Source organism: Flavobacterium sp. (assembly GCF_965262375.1).
Classification (GTDB): domain Bacteria; phylum Bacteroidota; class Bacteroidia; order Flavobacteriales; family Flavobacteriaceae; genus Flavobacterium.
In genome coordinates this window covers 3,100,699-3,118,441 of the sequence record NZ_OZ253527.1, presented here as the reverse complement: position 1 = coordinate 3,118,441, position 17,743 = coordinate 3,100,699, and the positions used below count along the sequence as shown (strand labels likewise).

The 17,743-nt window shown below is 34.1% G+C and carries 15 protein-coding genes; 6 read left to right on the top strand and 9 right to left on the bottom strand.

Features of this window, described 5'->3' with window-relative positions; all coding sequences use genetic code 11:
* Window positions 1-23: 23 nt before the first annotated feature.
* Window positions 24-470 carry a DUF1456 family protein gene (locus ACQY29_RS14220; protein WP_428225834.1) on the bottom strand — a complete coding sequence of 149 codons (447 nt, stop codon included), beginning with the start codon at window positions 468-470 and terminating at the stop codon, window positions 24-26.
* Between the two features lie 255 nt (window positions 471-725).
* Here ACQY29_RS14220 and ACQY29_RS14215 point away from each other — a divergent pair, with 255 nt between their 5' ends.
* Window positions 726-1,145: a TerB family tellurite resistance protein gene (locus ACQY29_RS14215; protein WP_428225833.1), complete on the top strand. Its 420-nt coding sequence runs from the start codon at window positions 726-728 to the stop codon at window positions 1,143-1,145.
* Between the two features lie 158 nt (window positions 1,146-1,303).
* Here the strand turns inward: ACQY29_RS14215 and uvrB are convergent, their stop codons facing one another.
* Complete coding sequence (gene uvrB / locus ACQY29_RS14210) at window positions 1,304-3,292, bottom strand: excinuclease ABC subunit UvrB (RefSeq protein ID WP_428225832.1); 1,989 nt, start codon at window positions 3,290-3,292, stop codon at window positions 1,304-1,306.
* Window positions 3,293-3,410: 118 nt separating this feature from the next.
* Window positions 3,411-4,073 (bottom strand): thiamine diphosphokinase, encoded by a 663-nt coding sequence (locus tag ACQY29_RS14205; RefSeq protein ID WP_428225831.1) that lies wholly within the window; start codon window positions 4,071-4,073, stop codon window positions 3,411-3,413.
* Between the two features lie 65 nt (window positions 4,074-4,138).
* Here ACQY29_RS14205 and ACQY29_RS14200 point away from each other — a divergent pair, with 65 nt between their 5' ends.
* Window positions 4,139-4,777 (top strand): alpha/beta hydrolase, encoded by a 639-nt coding sequence (locus tag ACQY29_RS14200; protein WP_428225830.1) that lies wholly within the window; start codon window positions 4,139-4,141, stop codon window positions 4,775-4,777.
* A gap of 19 nt (window positions 4,778-4,796) precedes the next feature.
* Here ACQY29_RS14200 and ACQY29_RS14195 read toward each other — a convergent pair whose 3' ends face one another.
* Genes ACQY29_RS14195 through ACQY29_RS14185 form a run of 3 tightly spaced genes read right to left on the bottom strand, consistent with a single transcriptional unit; the run spans window position 4,797 to window position 8,970 of the window.
* On the bottom strand, window positions 4,797-5,627 hold the full coding sequence (locus ACQY29_RS14195) for a DUF4249 family protein (protein WP_428225829.1): 831 nt from the start codon (window positions 5,625-5,627) through the stop codon (window positions 4,797-4,799).
* A 5-nt stretch (window positions 5,628-5,632) separates the two neighbouring features.
* Entirely contained in the window at window positions 5,633-8,026 is a 2,394-nt protein-coding gene (locus ACQY29_RS14190) for a TonB-dependent receptor (RefSeq protein ID WP_428225828.1), read from the bottom strand.
* A gap of 29 nt (window positions 8,027-8,055) precedes the next feature.
* On the bottom strand, window positions 8,056-8,970 hold the full coding sequence (locus ACQY29_RS14185; RefSeq protein ID WP_428225827.1) for an NAD(P)-dependent alcohol dehydrogenase: 915 nt from the start codon (window positions 8,968-8,970) through the stop codon (window positions 8,056-8,058).
* A 139-nt stretch (window positions 8,971-9,109) separates the two neighbouring features.
* On the opposite strand from ACQY29_RS14185, the gene ACQY29_RS14180 reads away from it, so the two are divergent.
* Together ACQY29_RS14180 and ACQY29_RS14175 are read left to right on the top strand one after the other, a co-directional pair.
* Window positions 9,110-9,343 (top strand): thioredoxin family protein, encoded by a 234-nt coding sequence (locus ACQY29_RS14180; protein WP_428225826.1) that lies wholly within the window; start codon window positions 9,110-9,112, stop codon window positions 9,341-9,343.
* A 54-nt stretch (window positions 9,344-9,397) separates the two neighbouring features.
* Window positions 9,398-10,003, top strand: coding sequence for a MarR family winged helix-turn-helix transcriptional regulator (locus ACQY29_RS14175; protein ID WP_428225825.1), 606 nt, complete (start codon window positions 9,398-9,400; stop codon window positions 10,001-10,003).
* A 40-nt stretch (window positions 10,004-10,043) separates the two neighbouring features.
* Here ACQY29_RS14175 and ACQY29_RS14170 read toward each other — a convergent pair whose 3' ends face one another.
* The 3 genes from ACQY29_RS14170 to ACQY29_RS14160 form a co-directional block, all read right to left on the bottom strand.
* Complete coding sequence (locus ACQY29_RS14170) at window positions 10,044-10,805, bottom strand: copper resistance protein NlpE (RefSeq protein WP_428225824.1); 762 nt, start codon at window positions 10,803-10,805, stop codon at window positions 10,044-10,046.
* 218 nt (window positions 10,806-11,023) lie between these two features.
* Window positions 11,024-13,246 carry an NADP-dependent isocitrate dehydrogenase gene (locus tag ACQY29_RS14165; protein ID WP_428225823.1) on the bottom strand — a complete coding sequence of 741 codons (2,223 nt, stop codon included), beginning with the start codon at window positions 13,244-13,246 and terminating at the stop codon, window positions 11,024-11,026.
* Window positions 13,247-13,528: 282 nt separating this feature from the next.
* On the bottom strand, window positions 13,529-14,383 hold the full coding sequence (locus ACQY29_RS14160; RefSeq protein WP_428225822.1) for a hypothetical protein: 855 nt from the start codon (window positions 14,381-14,383) through the stop codon (window positions 13,529-13,531).
* An 865-nt stretch (window positions 14,384-15,248) separates the two neighbouring features.
* On the opposite strand from ACQY29_RS14160, the gene ACQY29_RS14155 reads away from it, so the two are divergent.
* Both ACQY29_RS14155 and ACQY29_RS14150 read left to right on the top strand, forming a co-directional pair.
* Window positions 15,249-16,607, top strand: a complete 1,359-nt coding sequence (locus ACQY29_RS14155) for a sigma-54-dependent transcriptional regulator (RefSeq protein WP_428225821.1) — start codon at window positions 15,249-15,251, stop codon at window positions 16,605-16,607.
* Window positions 16,604-17,743 (top strand): FIST signal transduction protein, encoded by a 1,140-nt coding sequence (locus ACQY29_RS14150; protein WP_428225820.1) that lies wholly within the window; start codon window positions 16,604-16,606, stop codon window positions 17,741-17,743. The genes ACQY29_RS14155 and ACQY29_RS14150 overlap by 4 nt, the downstream gene beginning before the upstream one ends.

The following is a 17,743-nucleotide window of genomic DNA, read 5'->3' as shown; positions in this document are numbered from 1 at the left end:
TTGATAAGTACAGCGTTTTTTTGTTAGTCTTTCTTTTTACCATTTTTAAAACGAACGGGTTCAAAAACTTTGGGTTTTGTTTCCTTCGGGGTAAATGTTTTTTTTCCGCTAAACGTTTTAGGTTTTTCTTTAGAAAAAGAATTTGTAGGCTTTTTACTGATCTCATTATTGTCTGCTTTTGGTTTGTTTTTTAAGTTAGCTTGTACGTTTTCTTTATTCAAATTCAAAACTTCCATTGGATTTTTTGGAGCTTCTTTTGTACCTCTTAAAAAAATAATCAATGCATTTAAAAAATTACGTAACACTTGGTCGCCACATTCCATGTATTTAGGATGGTCTTCATTTCTGAAAAAATTCCCAATTTCCCCTTTTGAAATTCTGAAATCTACTAATTCTAAAATCTCAACAATTTGGTCGTCGCGTAATTGTAAAGCAACTCTCAGTTTTTTGAATATATCGTTATTTGTCATAGCTGTATGATTAATGTGCAAAGGTAAGTTTTTTATGTAGTTTTATGTTTAAAAGATTAAAAGATTAAAAGATTAAAAGATTAAAAGATTCTAAACTAATCAACTATTTTATTCATAACTCATAACTCATAACTCATAACTCATAACTCATAACTCATAACCGATAACTCATAACCGATAACTCATAACTCATAACCGATCACTGATAACTCAACACAATAATATTCTTTGTAATAATCATAAATACTCTTAGTTTTGCTAAAAGATTACGATATGGATACCCAAGTGGATAGAATAAGTTTATTGCAAGAAATGATTGCTTTTGCAATTGTAGATGGTGAATTACATGATAGGGAGTATGATTTTTTATGGATAGTAGCTCAGGAATTGCAGGTAGATAAAACAACTTTTTTGGAACTTTTTAAAATGGAGTATAAAGTTGAGGTGATCAAAGATGAGTTTCAACGAATCTTGCAGTTTTATCGTTTGGCTTTGTTAATGCATTGTGATGGAGTGTTACATGATAACGAAAAAATTCGTATCCATGAAATAGGGATAACGATGGGGTTAAACCCTGCGGCCATGAAACGTGTGTTGCATCTGATGGAGCAATCACCTAATCAAATGTTAGATGCCCAAATAGTAATTGGGGCTTTTCAGGAACAAATGAATTGATGTCTTTGTGGGGTAAATGTTTATAGGTTAACGTTTTTTATGTTTTTAGATGACACTCTCCCGTAAAGTGTGTAAATTAAAAAATTAAGGCTTGGATTTCATAATCTGAGCCTTTTATTATAAAAATAGTTCTAGGTAACTACCACTAAAAAAAGTTACTACATCTTTTCCTGTAGTACTTTGATTTCATCACGCAATTGAGCTGCTTGCATAAAATCTAAATCTTTAGCAGCTTTCTCCATCGCTTTTCGTTTTTCGCGGATGCGTTTTTCAATTTCAGGTTTCGATAAGTATTCGGTTTCGGCTTCAGCTGCTTTTTTATTGATGATTTCTTGCGTGTAATTTGTTGGGGTTGCTTTGCCCAAATGGTTTTCAATAGCTTTGTTTAAGGCTTTTGGGACTAAATTATTTCGGGTGTTAAAGTTAGTTTGCTTTTCTCGACGATAAGCGGTTTCATCAAGGGTGCGTTGCATGGATGCGGTTATTTTATCGGCATACATAATGGCTTTTCCGTTAATGTTACGAGCGGCACGGCCCACGGTTTGTGTTAGTGAACGATGGCTACGTAAGAATCCCTCTTTATCAGCATCTAAAATTGCTACTAAAGAAACCTCGGGTAAATCTAAACCTTCTCTAAGTAAATTAACTCCAATTAACACATCGTAAAGACCTTTGCGTAAATCTTGCATGATTTCTACCCGTTCTAAGGTATCCACATCAGAATGTATATAACGACAACGAATGGATACTTTAGTCAAGTATTTTGCTAATTCTTCCGCCATACGTTTGGTTAAAGTGGTAACCAGAACACGCTCGTCTACTTCGCAACGTTGATGAATTTCTTCAATCAAATCGTCAATTTGGTTGGCACTTGGACGAATTTCAATAATAGGATCTAATAAACCAGTGGGGCGAATGACTTGTTCTACATACACACCTTCTGATTTTTGTAATTCATAATCGGCTGGGGTAGCAGAGACATAAATGACTTGGTTTTGTAGCGCTTCAAACTCTTCAAATTTCAAAGGTCGGTTGTCCATAGCGGCAGGCAATCGAAATCCGTATTCCACTAAGTTTTCCTTACGGCTACGGTCGCCACCATACATGGCATGAACTTGCGAAACCGTTACATGGCTTTCATCAATCACCATTAAAAAATCGTCAGGAAAATAATCTAACAAACAGAAAGGACGAGTTCCTGCTTCGCGACCATCTAAATAACGGGAATAGTTTTCAATTCCTGAACAATAGCCCAATTCACGAATCATTTCTAAGTCAAAATTAGTACGCTCTTCTAAACGTTTGGCTTCTAAATGCTTGCCAATTTCTTTGAAATAATCTACTTGTTTGACTAAATCTTGCTGTATCGCCCAAATAGCATTTTGCAACACATCTGGGGAAGTCACAAACATATTGGCTGGATAAATGTTTAGCTTTTCGTAACGCTCAATCACTTTAGAAGTTTTGGCATCAAAGGCTTCAATTTCTTCAATTTCATCCCCAAAGAAGTGAATACGAAACGGTTCATCTGCATAACTCGGAAAAACCTCTACGGTATCTCCTTTAATACGAAAAGTTCCAGGGGTAAAATCGGCTTCGGTACGAGCATATAAACTTTGTACCAAACGATGTAAAAGTTTTGTTCGGGCTATGGTTTGGTCTCGTTCAATAGAAACCACATTTTTTTGAAATTCTACTGGGTTCCCAATACCATACAAACAAGAAACAGATGCGACAACTAAAATATCTCTTCTCCCAGAAAGTAGGGCAGAAGTGGTGCTTAAACGCAGTTTTTCAAGTTCATCATTGATGGATAAATCTTTTTCGATATAAGTTCCCGTAACAGGAATATACGCTTCGGGTTGGTAATAATCGTAATAAGAAACGAAATATTGAACCGAATTGTTTGGGAAGAATTGCTTGAATTCAGAATATAATTGTGCCGCTAGCGTTTTATTGTGTGCTAAAACTAATGTAGGACGCTGTACTTCTTGCACCACATTTGCGACAGTAAACGTTTTTCCAGAGCCTGTAACTCCAAGTAAGGTTTGGTATTTTTCGCCATTTTGGATACCTTCAGCCAATTTTTGTATGGCTTGGGGTTGGTCGCCCATCGGGGCAAAATTAGATACAACTTGGAATTTCATAGCTGTTTTTTTAGGAAAAGGGACTTAGCAATAAGGGTTTTTAATTGATAAACCCAAAATTTTTGTTACTTTGAATCTTCAAACAACAAATATCGTGATTTATACGTAAAAATAAAGGTCAATCAAAGGCTTCAATAAGGAGTAAATCGCCTTTTTGGTGTGAAATAGTAACTAAACCATCCTCGATAACATGATTACTGCTGCCGGTTCTATAACCTAGGGTAAGTTCGTCATTTTGTAACGGATAAAATAAGTTTTTAGCAGTGATGCCTTCTACTTTTCCTATTGGAATTAGCGAAATAATACTGTCTTTCGTATACCATTTTTCAAATTTTTGGGGTAAAAGATAAATTTTAGAATGGTCGTCAATAATAACAATTTTTAGTTGATTTTTATATCGGACGATATTTGTAATGTTCGTTAAAGTATGGTCACTCCTTTTTCCAGTAGCCCAAATGACATTAACGGCTTTGTGCCCTTTTTCAATCAGATAATCAAAAGCCTTTTCTAAATCGGTTTTCTCTTGGTCAGGGGTATGAACAATTTCAAGCGGATATTGTTGTTCCTTGTAATATGTTGGGTCAAAACCACGGTCAAAATCACCTAAAAGGACATCTACTTTTATGCCTAATTCTATGACGCGTTCCATAGCAGAATCGAGAACAATGATAAAAGGTGACCATTCTAAGATTTGTCCTAATAATTCCTTGGAACATTCGGCGCCATTAGCAATGATTAAAGCAGGTTCTTGGTCGTCTCGGACGATATGATGTGAAGACATTTTTTTGGAGTAAAAATAATAAGTTTGCGGGATAATTTGGTAGGTTTGTTGTTTCAAATTTATTTATGAAAGAAAATTTATTATCTGTAACTAAAAAGGCAAGAGTTATTACAGCAGGCGATAGCCTTGCAAAAACAGCCGTAGTCGTATTGCATGGTTACGGTCAGTTGAGTGCACGTTTTTTAGAAAAAATGATAACAATCCCCGAAGTATATTGGGTAGCACCTGAAGCCTTAAGCCGTTTTTATGTAGAAGGGTTTTCAGGAAATGTAGGGGCTTCTTGGATGACTAAGGAAATGCGTGAGGAAGACATTTCGGATAATTTGAATTACTTGCGTGAAGTTTTTGAAAATTTTATCATAGATAAAGGTTTTGAAAAAGTTGTTTTATTAGGATTTTCGCAAGGAGGAGCCACAGCCATACGTTTTGCACATGCTTTTCCAGAACAATTACAAGCATTGATTGTTTGGGGAAGTGATTTTCCAAAAGAATTGGTTTCAGATTTTAGAGAGATGACCAAAGGGGTTCAAAAGTATTTTGTGTTGGGCAATCAGGATCCGTTTTTTACTTCAGAAACGCAAGGAATTCTTCGAAAGGAAATGGAAGCCTTAGACTTTAAAAATGTAATGTTTGAAGGGAAACACAAAATTGAGAAAGAGGTATTGGGAAAAATTTTGGTGAGTATAAGAAATGGAGATTTGTAGTCTCCATTTCTTATTTTTATTATTTAACGGTGTATTCTTTATAATCAATCTCACTAACACTGAAGAAACCAAAAGGGTAATTTTCGCTATCGGTTTGATTTATTATATTACCTCTTAAAGTGGCTGGTGGTGTAGAAAACGGACCTCCCGAGTTTTGTCCCGAAATAGAAAGTAATTTTTTTATGTAATTAAAATGGGTTTTATTTACCGCTTGCAAGCTAAATTTGAAATTATCATCTTTTTGTGTTTTTTCATTAAAATAAGCTGCTTCCATAATATTTCCTTGAGTAAATCGATCTTCAAGGGATAAGAATTCTTGAATAAATAATTTCGGATTCTTAGCACTTAGCAAGTAATAATTTTCCTCTAAAGCATTGTCTTTGAAAAATAATTGGAGTTTTATGATTTCTTTTGCACCAAATCCAGGCACTAAGCTTTGCTTTACCTCTGGTTCAAAGGCAGGTGAGCTTAAAAGTTTGCTGCTAGAAGTGTAGGTTTGTCCTTCATAAACGACCTTTAAAGTGTATTCTTTATTGATGGCAGGAGTAAAGTTTGTGCAAACATAATCGGGGGTATTAGGTTTTTGGTTAAAAGTGAAAAGAGTATTGTCGTTATCAGTTACTGTAACTATTGCTCCAGATGCTATTTTTATTTCATTGGTATAAAAGTCATTAGTAATACTTAATTTGATAGTTTGTTGTGCCCCTGTGGTTCCTTTTTGCCAAGTTAAGTTAGCATCAATAACTAGTTTAGGATTAGTGTTTTCTAGCGGGATATCAACGACTTCCTCGCAACCAAATGTCATTGTGAGGAGACCAAGTAAATATAGGTATTTGAAAAATAGTTTCATTGGAATTAAAATTTAAAATTATACGAAACAGAAGGGACAATTCCGAAAATAGATAGTTTAACAGCTTCATTGACACCTGTTTCTTCATTTTGTCTGAAATTGATGGTGGTTGCATTTTTTCGGCTGTATAAATTGTAGATACTAAAAACCCATTCGGTTTTCCATTTTCTTTTATTGTTTTTTCTAGGGGTCAATGTAGCCGAAACATCTAAATGATGATAGGCTGGTAGACGGTTTTCATTTCTCGAATTGTATACAGGAACGGTTAAGCCTGGTAAGCTTGTATCACCATTAGGGTAAAATACATATTTACCACTAGGGTAGGTTACGGGTTGTCCCGATTGTAACGTGAAGTTAGCTCCAAAACTCCATTTTTCATTCAATTTGTATCCTCCCGTAAGCACTAAATTATGAGTTTTGTCATAAGCAGAACGGTACCAGTTGCCATTATTAATACCTATTTCAGTAGGTGTTCTGCCTGGTGTTTGTTGTTCTGATTTAGATAATGTATAAGCAATCCAGCCGGTAAAATCACCCTTGTTTTTTCGGAGCATTAGCTCTAGTCCATACGAACGCATACGTCCGTTCAAAACGACTTGTTCAATAGCATTATTCGCTACTAAATTAGCACCATCAATATAATCCATTCGATTTTGAATGTTCTTATAATAAGTTTCTACTTCTAGTGTGTAAGTGTCGTCTTTAAAATTATTAAAATACCCTAAGGCTACTTGATCGGCAATTTGAGGTTTCAAATAGTTGTCACTGGGAGTCCAAACATCTAGAGGGGTAGGCGATGCTGTGTTAGAAACTAACTGTAAATATTGTACCATGCGGTTGTAACTTAATTTCGCCGATTGATTGTTCGCTAGTTCATAAGCGAGTGAGAAACGCGGTTCTATAAAGTCATAACTAGCTATTTTTTGATTGGCTCCAAAATAAGTTGAAGCAATTGGTGTCGCCTTTTCGTAAATTTTTAGTTTTTCATCATAAAAAACGGGTTGGTCATTTTGATAATAATTAATGGTAGAGGCTCCTAATCTGTAAAATTGACTGTAGCGGAAACCATAAGATACCCCTATTTTAGAACCTATTTTTTGTTCAGCATCTATATAAAGTGCGGGTTCAAAAGCATATTTTTTATCTAATTCATTATAGTTTATTTGCGATTTATTTCCAATCGGCTTAATTACGCCTGGGTTAAAACTGTTATAAACAGCATTAACACCATAATTTAATTTGAAATTATCCGATAAATAATGTTTGAAATCATATTTTAGGTTGTAGTTTTTTATTCCTGATTCCCAATCAAAGCCTACAAAATCAAGCGTTAAACCGTAGTAATAATCACTGTATATTAAAGATAAGTTGGAAAATAACTTGTCAGAATACAAATGATTCCAACGTAGGTTCGCGGTAGTATTTCCATAAGTGTTCGAAAAAGATTGGTTTAAGGCAAAAGTATCTCTACCAAAATATCCTGAAAGAAATAAAGTGTTGTTTTTATTAATTTTATAATTCATTTTGGCATTTAAATCATAAAAATAGGCTGTATTTTTATTATCTGTAAATTTTAAAAATAAATGTGCATAAGACGCACGCCCCCCAATTAAAAATGAACCTTTTTCTTTAACGATTGGTCCTTCTGCCAAAAGACGACTAGAGATCAAACCAATTCCTCCATTAGCAGAGAATTTATTACTATTCCCATCTTTTTGGTAAATGTCTAATACTGATGACGCTCGACCACCATATTTCGCGGGTATCCCTCCTTTATATAATTTTAAATCTTTGATAGCATCTGGGTTAAAAACTGAGAAAAACCCAAAAACATGCGATGAATTATAAACAGTAGCTTCGTCAAGTAAAACTAAATTCTGATCGGCACCACCACCACGCACATTGAATCCTGATTGTCCTTCCCCAGCATTAGTTACTCCAGGTAAAAAAAGTAAGGATTTAATTACATCGACTTCTCCTAATACAACAGGCATCTGTTTGATTTGTGCAATAGAAAGCTTGTTTACGCTCATTTCAGGTTTACGGATATTGGCTTTGGTTTTATTATCCGTAATTACCACTTCTTCGAGGGTTTTGTTTGTTTCAGAAAGTTTAAGATTTACTTTCTTGTTTTCCGTTAAATCAATTTTTTCTTCTTTTGAAGTGTACCCAATATAGCTGGTTGTCAGGGTGTAACTCCCTTTGGGTAACGTAATTGAATAAAAACCATATTCATTAGTGGTTAAAAATTGATTTTTTTCTTCAATTTTTAAAGTAACCCCAATGAGTGTTTCGTTAGTTTTAAGATCAGATACAGTTCCACTGATCGTGTATTTTTCTTGGCTAAACAAGATGTTAGTTAGAAAAATTGTAAAAAACAAATAGAGTTTGTTTGGCATTTTGATACTATTTAAATTGCTTTGTAAAATTAAATGTTTATTATGACATTACCGCGTTTATGTCCTTGATCTACGTATTGATGGGCTTCGATAATTTTATCAAGTGGGAAGGTCTTGTCAATGACTGGTTTTAATTCCTCTTTTTCAAACAATGTTTTTAATAGCTCAAGTTGTTCAGTAGTTACTCGAGCCACATCTAAACCTTCAACAGTTATAAATTTTCCAGTAGGTTTAACTAATTTTTTGAGAATATTGGGTTTTACTTTGCCTACTGCATCAAAAACAATGTCGTATTTTGAAGAAAGGTTTTCAATGGGGGTTTGGTCGTATGCGATTGTTTCGTGTGCTCCCAAATTCTTTATCCAGTCTATGTTTTTTAGGCTGCATACTGCTGTAACATTTGCACCATAATAGTTAGCCAGTTGTACCGCTGAGGTACCAACAGCTCCAGACGCTCCATAGATTAGGAGTTCAATATTTTTTTGTTTTTTTATACCAGCTTTTTCCAAAAAATAAATAGAGGTGGTACCGCCAAAAAGCAATGCCGTGGCTTCTTCGAAGGTTGCATTTGAGGGCATTTTTACCATTTTTGTGCTTTCAGAAACTTTTAAATATTCGGCATGTGCGCCAAATTTCATTCCTGTCATTCCAAATACACGATCTCCTGGTTTAAAATTTGAGGTTTTTGTTCCTGCTTCATCAATTATTCCAGAAAATACTACGCCGAATATAGGATTGCGTGGTTTTGTAAATCCGAGAAACAAATGCATAATAAATTTCATCATGCCTTTCACTTTTACACCTCGCATACGCACATCTGCCGAGTTAACGGCGCTAGCCTTTACTTTAATGAGGTATTCGTTAGTTTTAATAGAAGGTTTAGCGACTTCTTGTAGAGTAATTACTTCGGGTGCGCCAAAACGAGTGCATACAGCTGCTTTCATATTGTATGGATAGATGGTAATAAGACGTTGGTTTTCTTTCTATGTTACATTTTTAATTTTAAATTTAAGTTAAAATAATTTTATTAATTAGGAATCCTAACTATATTTGTTTCTTTAAAATCATTAAAACAAATAGGTTATGGAAAAAGCTAAGTTTTATCATGCTGGATGTTCTGTATGTGTGTCAGCAGAAAAAGAAATTGTGGAGGCGTTGCCTGAGGGGAGTGTTGAGGTAATCCATTTAGGTGAACAAAAAGAATTAGTGGGTAAAGCCGAAGCCGAAGGGGTAAAATCGGTACCCGCTTTAGTGATGCCATCAGGCGCTGTGTTGCACATTAATTTTGGTGCATCGATAGAGGCGTTAAAAAATTAAATTAGGATTACTACATTTGTAAGTCAAGGCAAATCCTTGACTTACTTTTTTGTTATGAAAAGCATTTTTAATTTAAATAATCAGAATTTGAGTATCGATGGAAAGATCATTGCAGGTTTAGATAAACTTGTGTCTGTTCATCGGAATTTGATTTGGGAGCAGTCTAAGAAATTTGGATTAAGTCCTATTCAAATTCAGTTGTTACTCTTTATGAATTATCACAAAGCAGAATATACCACGGTGAGTTATTTGGCTAAGGAGTTTCAGGTGACTAAGCCTACCATTAGTGATGCTGTAAAAATGTTATTTCAAAAAGAACTGGTTGTTAAAATTGAAAATAGTACGGATGCACGCAGTTATGCTATGCAGCTCACCGCTGAAGGTATTGCTATAGTTCAAGAAACGGAATTATTTACGCGTTCGCTACAGTATGCTTTACAATTTGTAAATGAAACTTCTAAACAAGAAGTTTGGGAACTGCTTTCAAAAATTCTTTTTCAATTGACACAGATGGATGTTATTTCTGTCAACAGAATGTGTTTTAGTTGTCAGTTTTATAGCCAAAATGGTCAAGGGCATTATTGTAATTTGTTGTTTAAATCCTTAGCTAATCATGAGATTAGAATGGATTGTGAGGAACATGTGGTCAAGGTAATTTAAAACCCCAAAAACTTTTATAAAGGCTTTTGGGGTTTTCAAACTATTTTTTTTGATAATCACCTGCTAAACTGGCGCCTCCGCCACAGAAATACATTAAGTCAAAACGCTCGTCAAATTTTGAAGTGAAAACCTCAGCAATTTTAGCATCATCTTTGAATTGAATCGTCATGGTAGCTTTTAGGTTTTTGTCAACTTTCTTTAAATCAACATCGATTTGATTATTAACTAATTGCCCTTTGCCTTCAAAAGTACAGCCTTTTGTAGCGCCTGTAAAAGAAATTTTTACGTTGTAAATGCTATCATTATCGGCTTTTAACTCTAAAATTTGGTTGTAACCTTTGCCTTCCAGACTCGTTTGATAGCTTCCGTTTAGCGTTTTAGCGGTATAGCTGGTTTCTTTTTCAAAAATGTAGTGTTTGGCAAGTTCACCCGTTACTTCTTTTTTGTCAGCATCTAGCATTACAAGGGTTTTGTCGGTTTTTATTGCGTAATATTCTTTAGGCGCATTTGTTACCGAAACTTCAATAATGTTGTCATTTTTCGTCCACGTTCCATATTCCGTTATAGAGGTGTCATCACTATCTAGATACAAAGTACTTTTGGCTACTTTACCGTCTTTTTTAAATGTAATAGTAGTGTAAATACCTGGACAATCAGCACAAGGTGTCGTGCCATTATACATGCCTGTAAAATCGGTAGTGGACGTTGTTTCCTGAGAATTTACAACACCTGCTTCATTTTTTTTGCAGTTCGTTAAGAGTAAAGCGCTAGAGGCTAAAATAAGAAAAGTTACTTTTTTCATGGGTTGATATATGCTATTTTTTTTTGAATCTATTAGTTTTCAATAATCTTGCCAAAAGAGAATTTAAGCTGTAGAAAAATCACTACATAAAAATACTTTTTAGAGAAGGTTTATTGGTTTTAGAGTCTTTACTGTTTTTGAGAAAAATATTTCTCAAGTTTTTGAAAATAGAATTTGTAATTACATTCAAAAAAAAGCGACCCGAAGGTCGCTCTATATTAATTTAATTTGGCTAAAATGCTATTCAAAGTATCACTTGGACGCATGGCCTTGTCGGTCAATTCAAACGAAGGTTGGTAATATCCTTTGATTTCTTGTGCTTTTCCTTGTGCAGCAATTAACTCAGCGTCAATTTTAGCTTCATTAGTGGTCATTTCTTCAGCGATAGGCGCAAAAGTAGCTTGCAAATCGGTATCTTTTGTTTGTTTTGCTAATGCTTGTGCCCAGTATAAAGCTAAATAGAAGTGAGACCCTCTGTTGTCAATTTCACCCACTTTACGCGCTGGTGATTTGTCATTTGCTAAGAATAAAGCGTTGGCTTCATCTAAAGTGTCTGCTAAAACTTGTGCTTTAGTATTGTTTTGTGTTTGTGCTAAATGCTCTAAAGAAGCTTGTAATGCTAAGAATTCTCCTAAAGAATCCCAACGCAAATAGCCTTCTTCTACAAATTGCTCCACGTGTTTTGGCGCTGAACCTCCCGCACCTGTTTCAAATAAACCACCACCATTCATTAATGGAACGATAGATAACATTTTAGCAGAAGTTCCTAATTCTAAAATAGGGAATAAATCAGTTAAATAGTCACGTAATACGTTACCAGAAACTGAAATCGTATCTTTACCTTCACGGATTCTTCTTAGTGTTTCAGTCATAGCATCTTTTACATCCATAATACGAATGTCAAGACCGGTAGTGTCGTGATTTTGTAAATATTTCTCTACTTTTTGAATCATTTGACTATCGTGTGCACGTCCTTTGTCTAACCAGAAAATAGCAGGAGTGTCAGATAAACGCGCTCTAGTAACTGCTAATTTAACCCAGTCTTGAATAGGCGCATCTTTGGTTTGACACATTCTGAAAATGTCACCAGTTTGAACTGTTTGAGTTAATAAAACCGTTCCGTTTTCATCTTCTACATTTACAGTTCCGTTAGCATCGATTTGGAAAGTTTTGTCGTGCGAACCGTATTCCTCAGCTTTTTGAGCCATTAAACCTACGTTAGGAACTGTTCCCATCGTTTTAGGGTCTAAAGCACCGTTAGCAATCATGTCATCTACCACCGCTTGGTAAAAACCTGCATAAGTACGGTCTGGGATAATACAAACGGTATCTTCTTCTTTCCCTTCCTTGTTCCACATTTTACCACCACTACGCGCTAATGCTGCCATAGAAGCATCTACAATAACATCAGAAGAAACGTGGAAATTCGTAATCCCTTTGTCAGAATTCACCATAGCCACGCGAGGACCATTTGCTAAAGCCTTATCTAAAGCCGATTTGATTTCAGCTTCTTGCGCGTGACCTGCAATTTTAGCGTATAAATCTTGTAAACCATTGTTTGGGTTAATATCTAACGATTTAAAAGTAGTAGCATAGGTCGTAAATACATCAGCAAAGAAAGTTTCTACAATAGCTCCAAAAATAATTGGGTCAGACACTTTCATCATCGTCGCTTTTAAGTGCGCTGATAACAATACGTTTTTCTCTTTAGCTTCTGCGATAGCTTCCTTAACAAAAGCTTTTAACGCTGAAAGATTCATTACCGAAGAGTCGATAACTTCTCCTGCTTTTAAAGGTGAAAAATCCTTTAAAACTTTTGAAGAACCATCAGCACCATTGAAAACAATACGGAATTTACCGTCGTTAGCTACCGTAGTAGAAGTTTCAGTACCATAAAAATCGCCAGCATTCATGTGTGCTACCGAAGTTTTGCTATCGGATGCCCAAACGCCCATACGGTGCGGATTCGCTTTTGCGTAGTTTTTAACCGCTTTAGGAGCACGTCGGTCCGAGTTTCCTTCACGTAAAACAGGGTTAACTGCAGAACCTAATACTTTAGCATATTTAGTTTTGATGTTTTTTTCTTCTTCGGTTTGTGGTTCTTCTGGGTAATTAGGAACTGCAAAACCATGAGCTTGTAACTCGGTAATGGCTTCTTTTAATTGAACGATAGAAGCAGAAATATTAGGTAATTTGATGATGTTAGCTTCAGGCGTAGTGGCTAGTTGCCCTAGTTCGGTAAGAGCATCAGCTACACGTTGTTCTTCGTTTAAAAACTCAGGAAAGTTTGCTAAAATACGACCTGCCAACGAGATATCACGAATTTGAATATCAATGTTAGCTGATTGTGTAAAAGCTTGTACTATAGGTAAAAACGAATGTGTAGCCAGCATAGGAGCTTCATCCGTCAAAGTGTAATGAATCGTTGATTTGTTTGACATTATATGGTATGTTTTATTTTTGAACACAAATATAAGAAAATCAGCCCGAAATCTTTTTTGAAATTATAGCCTGTGTTTCATTTTTATGAAATTGAAAATTAAGAGCGGTGGAAAATGGGATTTTAGGAATTTATGTTCGGGCTAGGTATCATTTTGTAAAATGCGCTCGGTACAAGATGGTGTTTGAGGGGGGGATTTATACTGGTATTTTAAGATACTGCTTTGCTAATTGGAGCATTTTTTCTGTTTTGAATGGACGGGCGTTTACTCGATTAGCTGTAGTTATTTTATTTCGCCTCCGTAAATCTGTTTTATAGAACCATTAAATTCAAATTGCGAGTTTTCAAAAGCATTTAAATCAAAAATTTGATTTATTATTTCTGTTATGAAATCTATTCTTATAGCAACTAAAAAGCCTTTGTTTTTATGATTTTCTGTCATGATACCAACCAACTGAAATTTTGGTACTCCATTATTTAAATCTTTCCAATTAGGAATGTGCCATAATCCACTTCCGCTAATGCCTTTAAGTTCCCTTGTAATTTGCTTTTCTGAAGAATTTAATGGAGCAACCTTTCGTTGATATTTTACTAAAATAAAATGATTTGGATTAAAATTATTATTCTTATGTTTTTTATGTTTTAGGGGATAAGTTAGAAATTTAGCAGGTATAGGTTTAAATTCAGCTTTTCCAGCTGTTTTTTTTACCCCATTTACAGGGTATCCAGCAATTATGTAATAGCCGTTTTCTTCAACTTTATGATTTACTTTGATATCTGAACAGTCTATAAAATTATAATGACCATCAATTAAATGTTTTATTTGTCTTTCCGCAAATTTAAATACTGCAAAATCGACATCGCTATCTGTCTTTCCATTTTCAAATGTTGTGATAAGTACTCCGTTTAAGTTAACTAAAGTGTCATTGTTTCCTGGTACAGTAAGTTTTGGCCAATCTTCAAAGTTTAGTAAATGACCTGCACTAGCTAGAAAATAGCTATCTTTTATTTTTAAAAATAAACCACTGCCTAAAGGAATTGCAGATGGTGGATTTGGTAAACTTATTATTGGAGTAAATTGTAGAGCTTTATTAGCTACACTTTGTGTTAACAAATTAAGTTTTTCTTCGACTTTCATTTCTATAATTATTGCTAACCCACAAATCCACGCACCTTGCAATACATTTTACGCAATTTGAATGTTCTTAAATATTAAAGCCCACCCAAGCTTCTTCTGAAGTTCCGTAGCTTTTAGTTTGTTACTGCTAAACAATAAAAATAAATAATACCTCGCTTAAGGTAAGTTATATTTTTTATGAAAATTACTTTTCGTTTTATTCTTGTTCTTGACGCTTCGTGCCTCAGCTTGACATACTGTTGTGTATAAAGTTCAAAAAAAATGTTTGGAGGTAGTTGGTTTTGAAAATCTGCGTTAGTTGGTATCTTTTTTTACTATAGATTTACAGATTTGTCTGAGAGTCATTCGTGCTTATTCGTGAAATTAGTGTTGTCACATGGTTCATTTGTGACATCTGTGACCATCTGTGTTTTGTTTTTTAGAGAAAATAGTGTTGTTATATAGTTTATCTGTGACATCTGTGACCATCTGTGTTTTATATTTAGGGAAAATAGTGTTGTCACATGGTTCATTTGTGACATCTGTGACCATCTGTGTTTTATATTTAGAGAAAATAGTGTTATCACATGGTTCATTTGTGACATCTGTGACTATCTGTGTTTTATATTTAGGGGAAATAGTGTTGTTGTATAGTTTATCCGTGACATCAGTGATAATTTGTGTTTTATTCTTGAGAACATTTTGTGTTAGTTGAAAGTTTTGCCTCTCTATTGTTCCCTCAAGGGGACAATCGTAATTAAGGAAATTTTTCATTGTAGCCACGCATAACTTATTATATAGCTAAAAAAAATCTTTGGGATTTCCGTTGGTAAATTAGATAAATACTAATCATTTTTTGTTAAATTAGTAGATATAATCTTATAATATGAACGCCATAAAAATTTTTCTAGTTGAAGACGATATGTTCTTTGGAGAAACACTTAAATATCATTTAAGCCTCAACCCAGATTATGAAATTCATTTGTTTACTTCTGGTAAAGAATGTATTGAAAAAATGCACTTAAAACCGAATATTGTTTGTTTGGATTTTGGGCTTCCAGACATCACAGGAGATAAGCTTTTTAAGAAAATTAAAGAAATAAATAATACTATCCCTATCGTTATCATTAGTGGACAGGATGATATTGAAGTGGCAGTTAATTTTCTAAAATCTGGAGCATCTGATTATATTGTTAAAAACAATCACACTAAAGAAATTCTTTGGAACTCTATTTTGAAAATTAAAGAGAATCTAAAATTAATTTCTGAGATACAAGACTTAAAAGAAAAATTAGAGCAAAAATTTAGTTTCGAGAAGTCTATAGTAGGGCAAAGTGAGGTAATGAAAGAAGTTTTTACGAAAATAAATAAAGCCCTTACTACTAATATTAATGTTTCTATCAACGGAGAGACTGGAACAGGTAAAGAGGTGGTGGCAAAAGCAATTCATTTCAATTCGGATAGAAAAAACAAACCTTTTGTAGCGGTAAATATGGCGGCCATTCCAAAAGAGTTAATCGAAAATGAATTTTTTGGTCACGAAAAGGGTGCTTTTACTGGAGCCGATTCTCGAGTAATAGGGAAGTTTGAACAAGCCAATGGAGGAACCATTTTCCTAGATGAAATTGCCGAATTAGACTTGAATTTGCAAAGTAAACTTTTAAGAGTATTGCAAGAAAGAGAAGTAATACGAATTGGAGGTAAAGACCCTATAAAATTTGATGCAAGATTAATTACCGCTTCTCATAAAAATTTAGCCGAAGAAGTAAAAAAAGGAAATTTTAGAGAGGATTTATATTATAGAATTATTGGATTGCCTATCGTATTACCGCCGCTTAGAGAACGTGGCAATGATGTGTTATTATTGTCTAAACATTTTATTGATTTGTTTGTTAAAGAGAACAAACTGAAAGCGATAGTGCTATCAAATGAAGCAAAGCAGAAAATTGTAAAATATCCTTTTCCTGGAAATATTCGTGAATTAAAATCGGTTATTGATTTAGCGTGTGTATTATGTAATGATGGTGAAATTAGTGCAGATGATTTGGTTTTTTCAAGTATTAATGAAACGAATTATTTTATGCACGAGGAGAAAACCTTGCGCGAGCATACTTCCGAAATTATTCTACATTACTTAAAAAAGAATAATAATGATGTACTCAAAACAGCAAAAAAATTAGATATAGGTAAATCAACCATTTATAATTTAATACAATCTATCGAAGATAAAAACAAAAAAATATGAAAACAGCTTCTTATCTTTTTCGAAATAATAACTTCGTTGAAAATCCTAAGAATGATTTTTTCAACGAAGCAAATGCTCAATTGGTCTTAGGTTTTGGAAATAAAGATTTATTGAATTCAGATTTTTTTGAAAAATTAAAAAGCAAATTTCCAAATGCTCAAATTGCCTTATGTTCTACCGCTGGTGAAATATTTGACAAGCAGGTTTTTGATAATTCAGTTTCAATTTCTGCCTTATATTTTGAAAAAGCTACATTAAAGATTAGTAAAGTTAATATTGAAAACTTTGAATCAAGCTTTGATGTGGGAAAAATGCTTGTAAAAGAATTATCTGAAGAAAAATTGAAATTAGTATTTGTTATGTCAGATGGGGCAAAAGTCAACGGAAGTGAATTAGTAAAAGGATTTCACGAGTTTAAAAGTAAAAATATACTAGTAACGGGCGGATTAGCGGGTGATGGAACAAATTTTAAAGAAACGATTGTTGGTCTTAATGAAGTACCTAAATCTGGAAACATTGTAGCTATTGGTTTTTATGGCAACTCGCTACAATGTTCACACGGGTCTATAGGCGGTTGGGAAACTTTTGGATTGGAACGAATCGTAACTAAATCAGATAAAAATATTTTATACGAAATAGATTCTAAAAATGCGTTAGACCTTTATAAAACGTATTTAGGAAAATACACAGAAGAACTCCCTTCTTCAGCTTTATTATTTCCATTAGCAATCATCAATTCAGATAACGAGCAACCCATAGTGCGAACCATTTTGTCAATTGATGAAGAAGCCAAATCAATGACTTTTGCTGGCGATATTCCTGAAGGCAGTAAAGTCCGATTTATGAAAGCTAATTTTGACAAATTGATAGATGCAGCTAGTAATGCGGCTAGCAATTGTTTAGAACTTCAAAATCAAAAACCTCAAATCGCTTTGCTGATTAGTTGTGTGGGGAGGAAAATTATTTTGAGCAATCGTATTGATGAAGAAGTAGAAGCTGTAGCAGAAATTTTTGGAGAAGAAACCACCATTACCGGATTTTACTCCTATGGAGAAATTTCACCTTTGAAGCCTTTTACAAATTGTGAATTGCACAATCAAACAATGACAATTACAGGACTTAATGAAATAGTGTAG

Coding starts and splice junctions, on each gene's coding strand:
- ACQY29_RS14220 (WP_428225834.1), bottom strand. CDS start 470: ATGACAAATAACGATATATTCAAAAAACTGAGAGTTGCTTTACAATTA.
- uvrB (WP_428225832.1), bottom strand. CDS start 3,292: ATGAAATTCCAAGTTGTATCTAATTTTGCCCCGATGGGCGACCAACCC.
- ACQY29_RS14205 (WP_428225831.1), bottom strand. CDS start 4,073: ATGTCTTCACATCATATCGTCCGAGACGACCAAGAACCTGCTTTAATC.
- ACQY29_RS14200 (WP_428225830.1), top strand. CDS start 4,139: ATGAAAGAAAATTTATTATCTGTAACTAAAAAGGCAAGAGTTATTACA.
- ACQY29_RS14195 (WP_428225829.1), bottom strand. CDS start 5,627: ATGAAACTATTTTTCAAATACCTATATTTACTTGGTCTCCTCACAATG.
- ACQY29_RS14190 (WP_428225828.1), bottom strand. CDS start 8,026: ATGCCAAACAAACTCTATTTGTTTTTTACAATTTTTCTAACTAACATC.
- ACQY29_RS14185 (WP_428225827.1), bottom strand. CDS start 8,970: ATGAAAGCAGCTGTATGCACTCGTTTTGGCGCACCCGAAGTAATTACT.
- ACQY29_RS14180 (WP_428225826.1), top strand. CDS start 9,110: ATGGAAAAAGCTAAGTTTTATCATGCTGGATGTTCTGTATGTGTGTCA.
- ACQY29_RS14175 (WP_428225825.1), top strand. CDS start 9,398: ATGAAAAGCATTTTTAATTTAAATAATCAGAATTTGAGTATCGATGGA.
- ACQY29_RS14170 (WP_428225824.1), bottom strand. CDS start 10,805: ATGAAAAAAGTAACTTTTCTTATTTTAGCCTCTAGCGCTTTACTCTTA.
- ACQY29_RS14165 (WP_428225823.1), bottom strand. CDS start 13,246: ATGTCAAACAAATCAACGATTCATTACACTTTGACGGATGAAGCTCCT.
- ACQY29_RS14160 (WP_428225822.1), bottom strand. CDS start 14,383: ATGAAAGTCGAAGAAAAACTTAATTTGTTAACACAAAGTGTAGCTAAT.
- ACQY29_RS14155 (WP_428225821.1), top strand. CDS start 15,249: ATGAACGCCATAAAAATTTTTCTAGTTGAAGACGATATGTTCTTTGGA.
- ACQY29_RS14150 (WP_428225820.1), top strand. CDS start 16,604: ATGAAAACAGCTTCTTATCTTTTTCGAAATAATAACTTCGTTGAAAAT.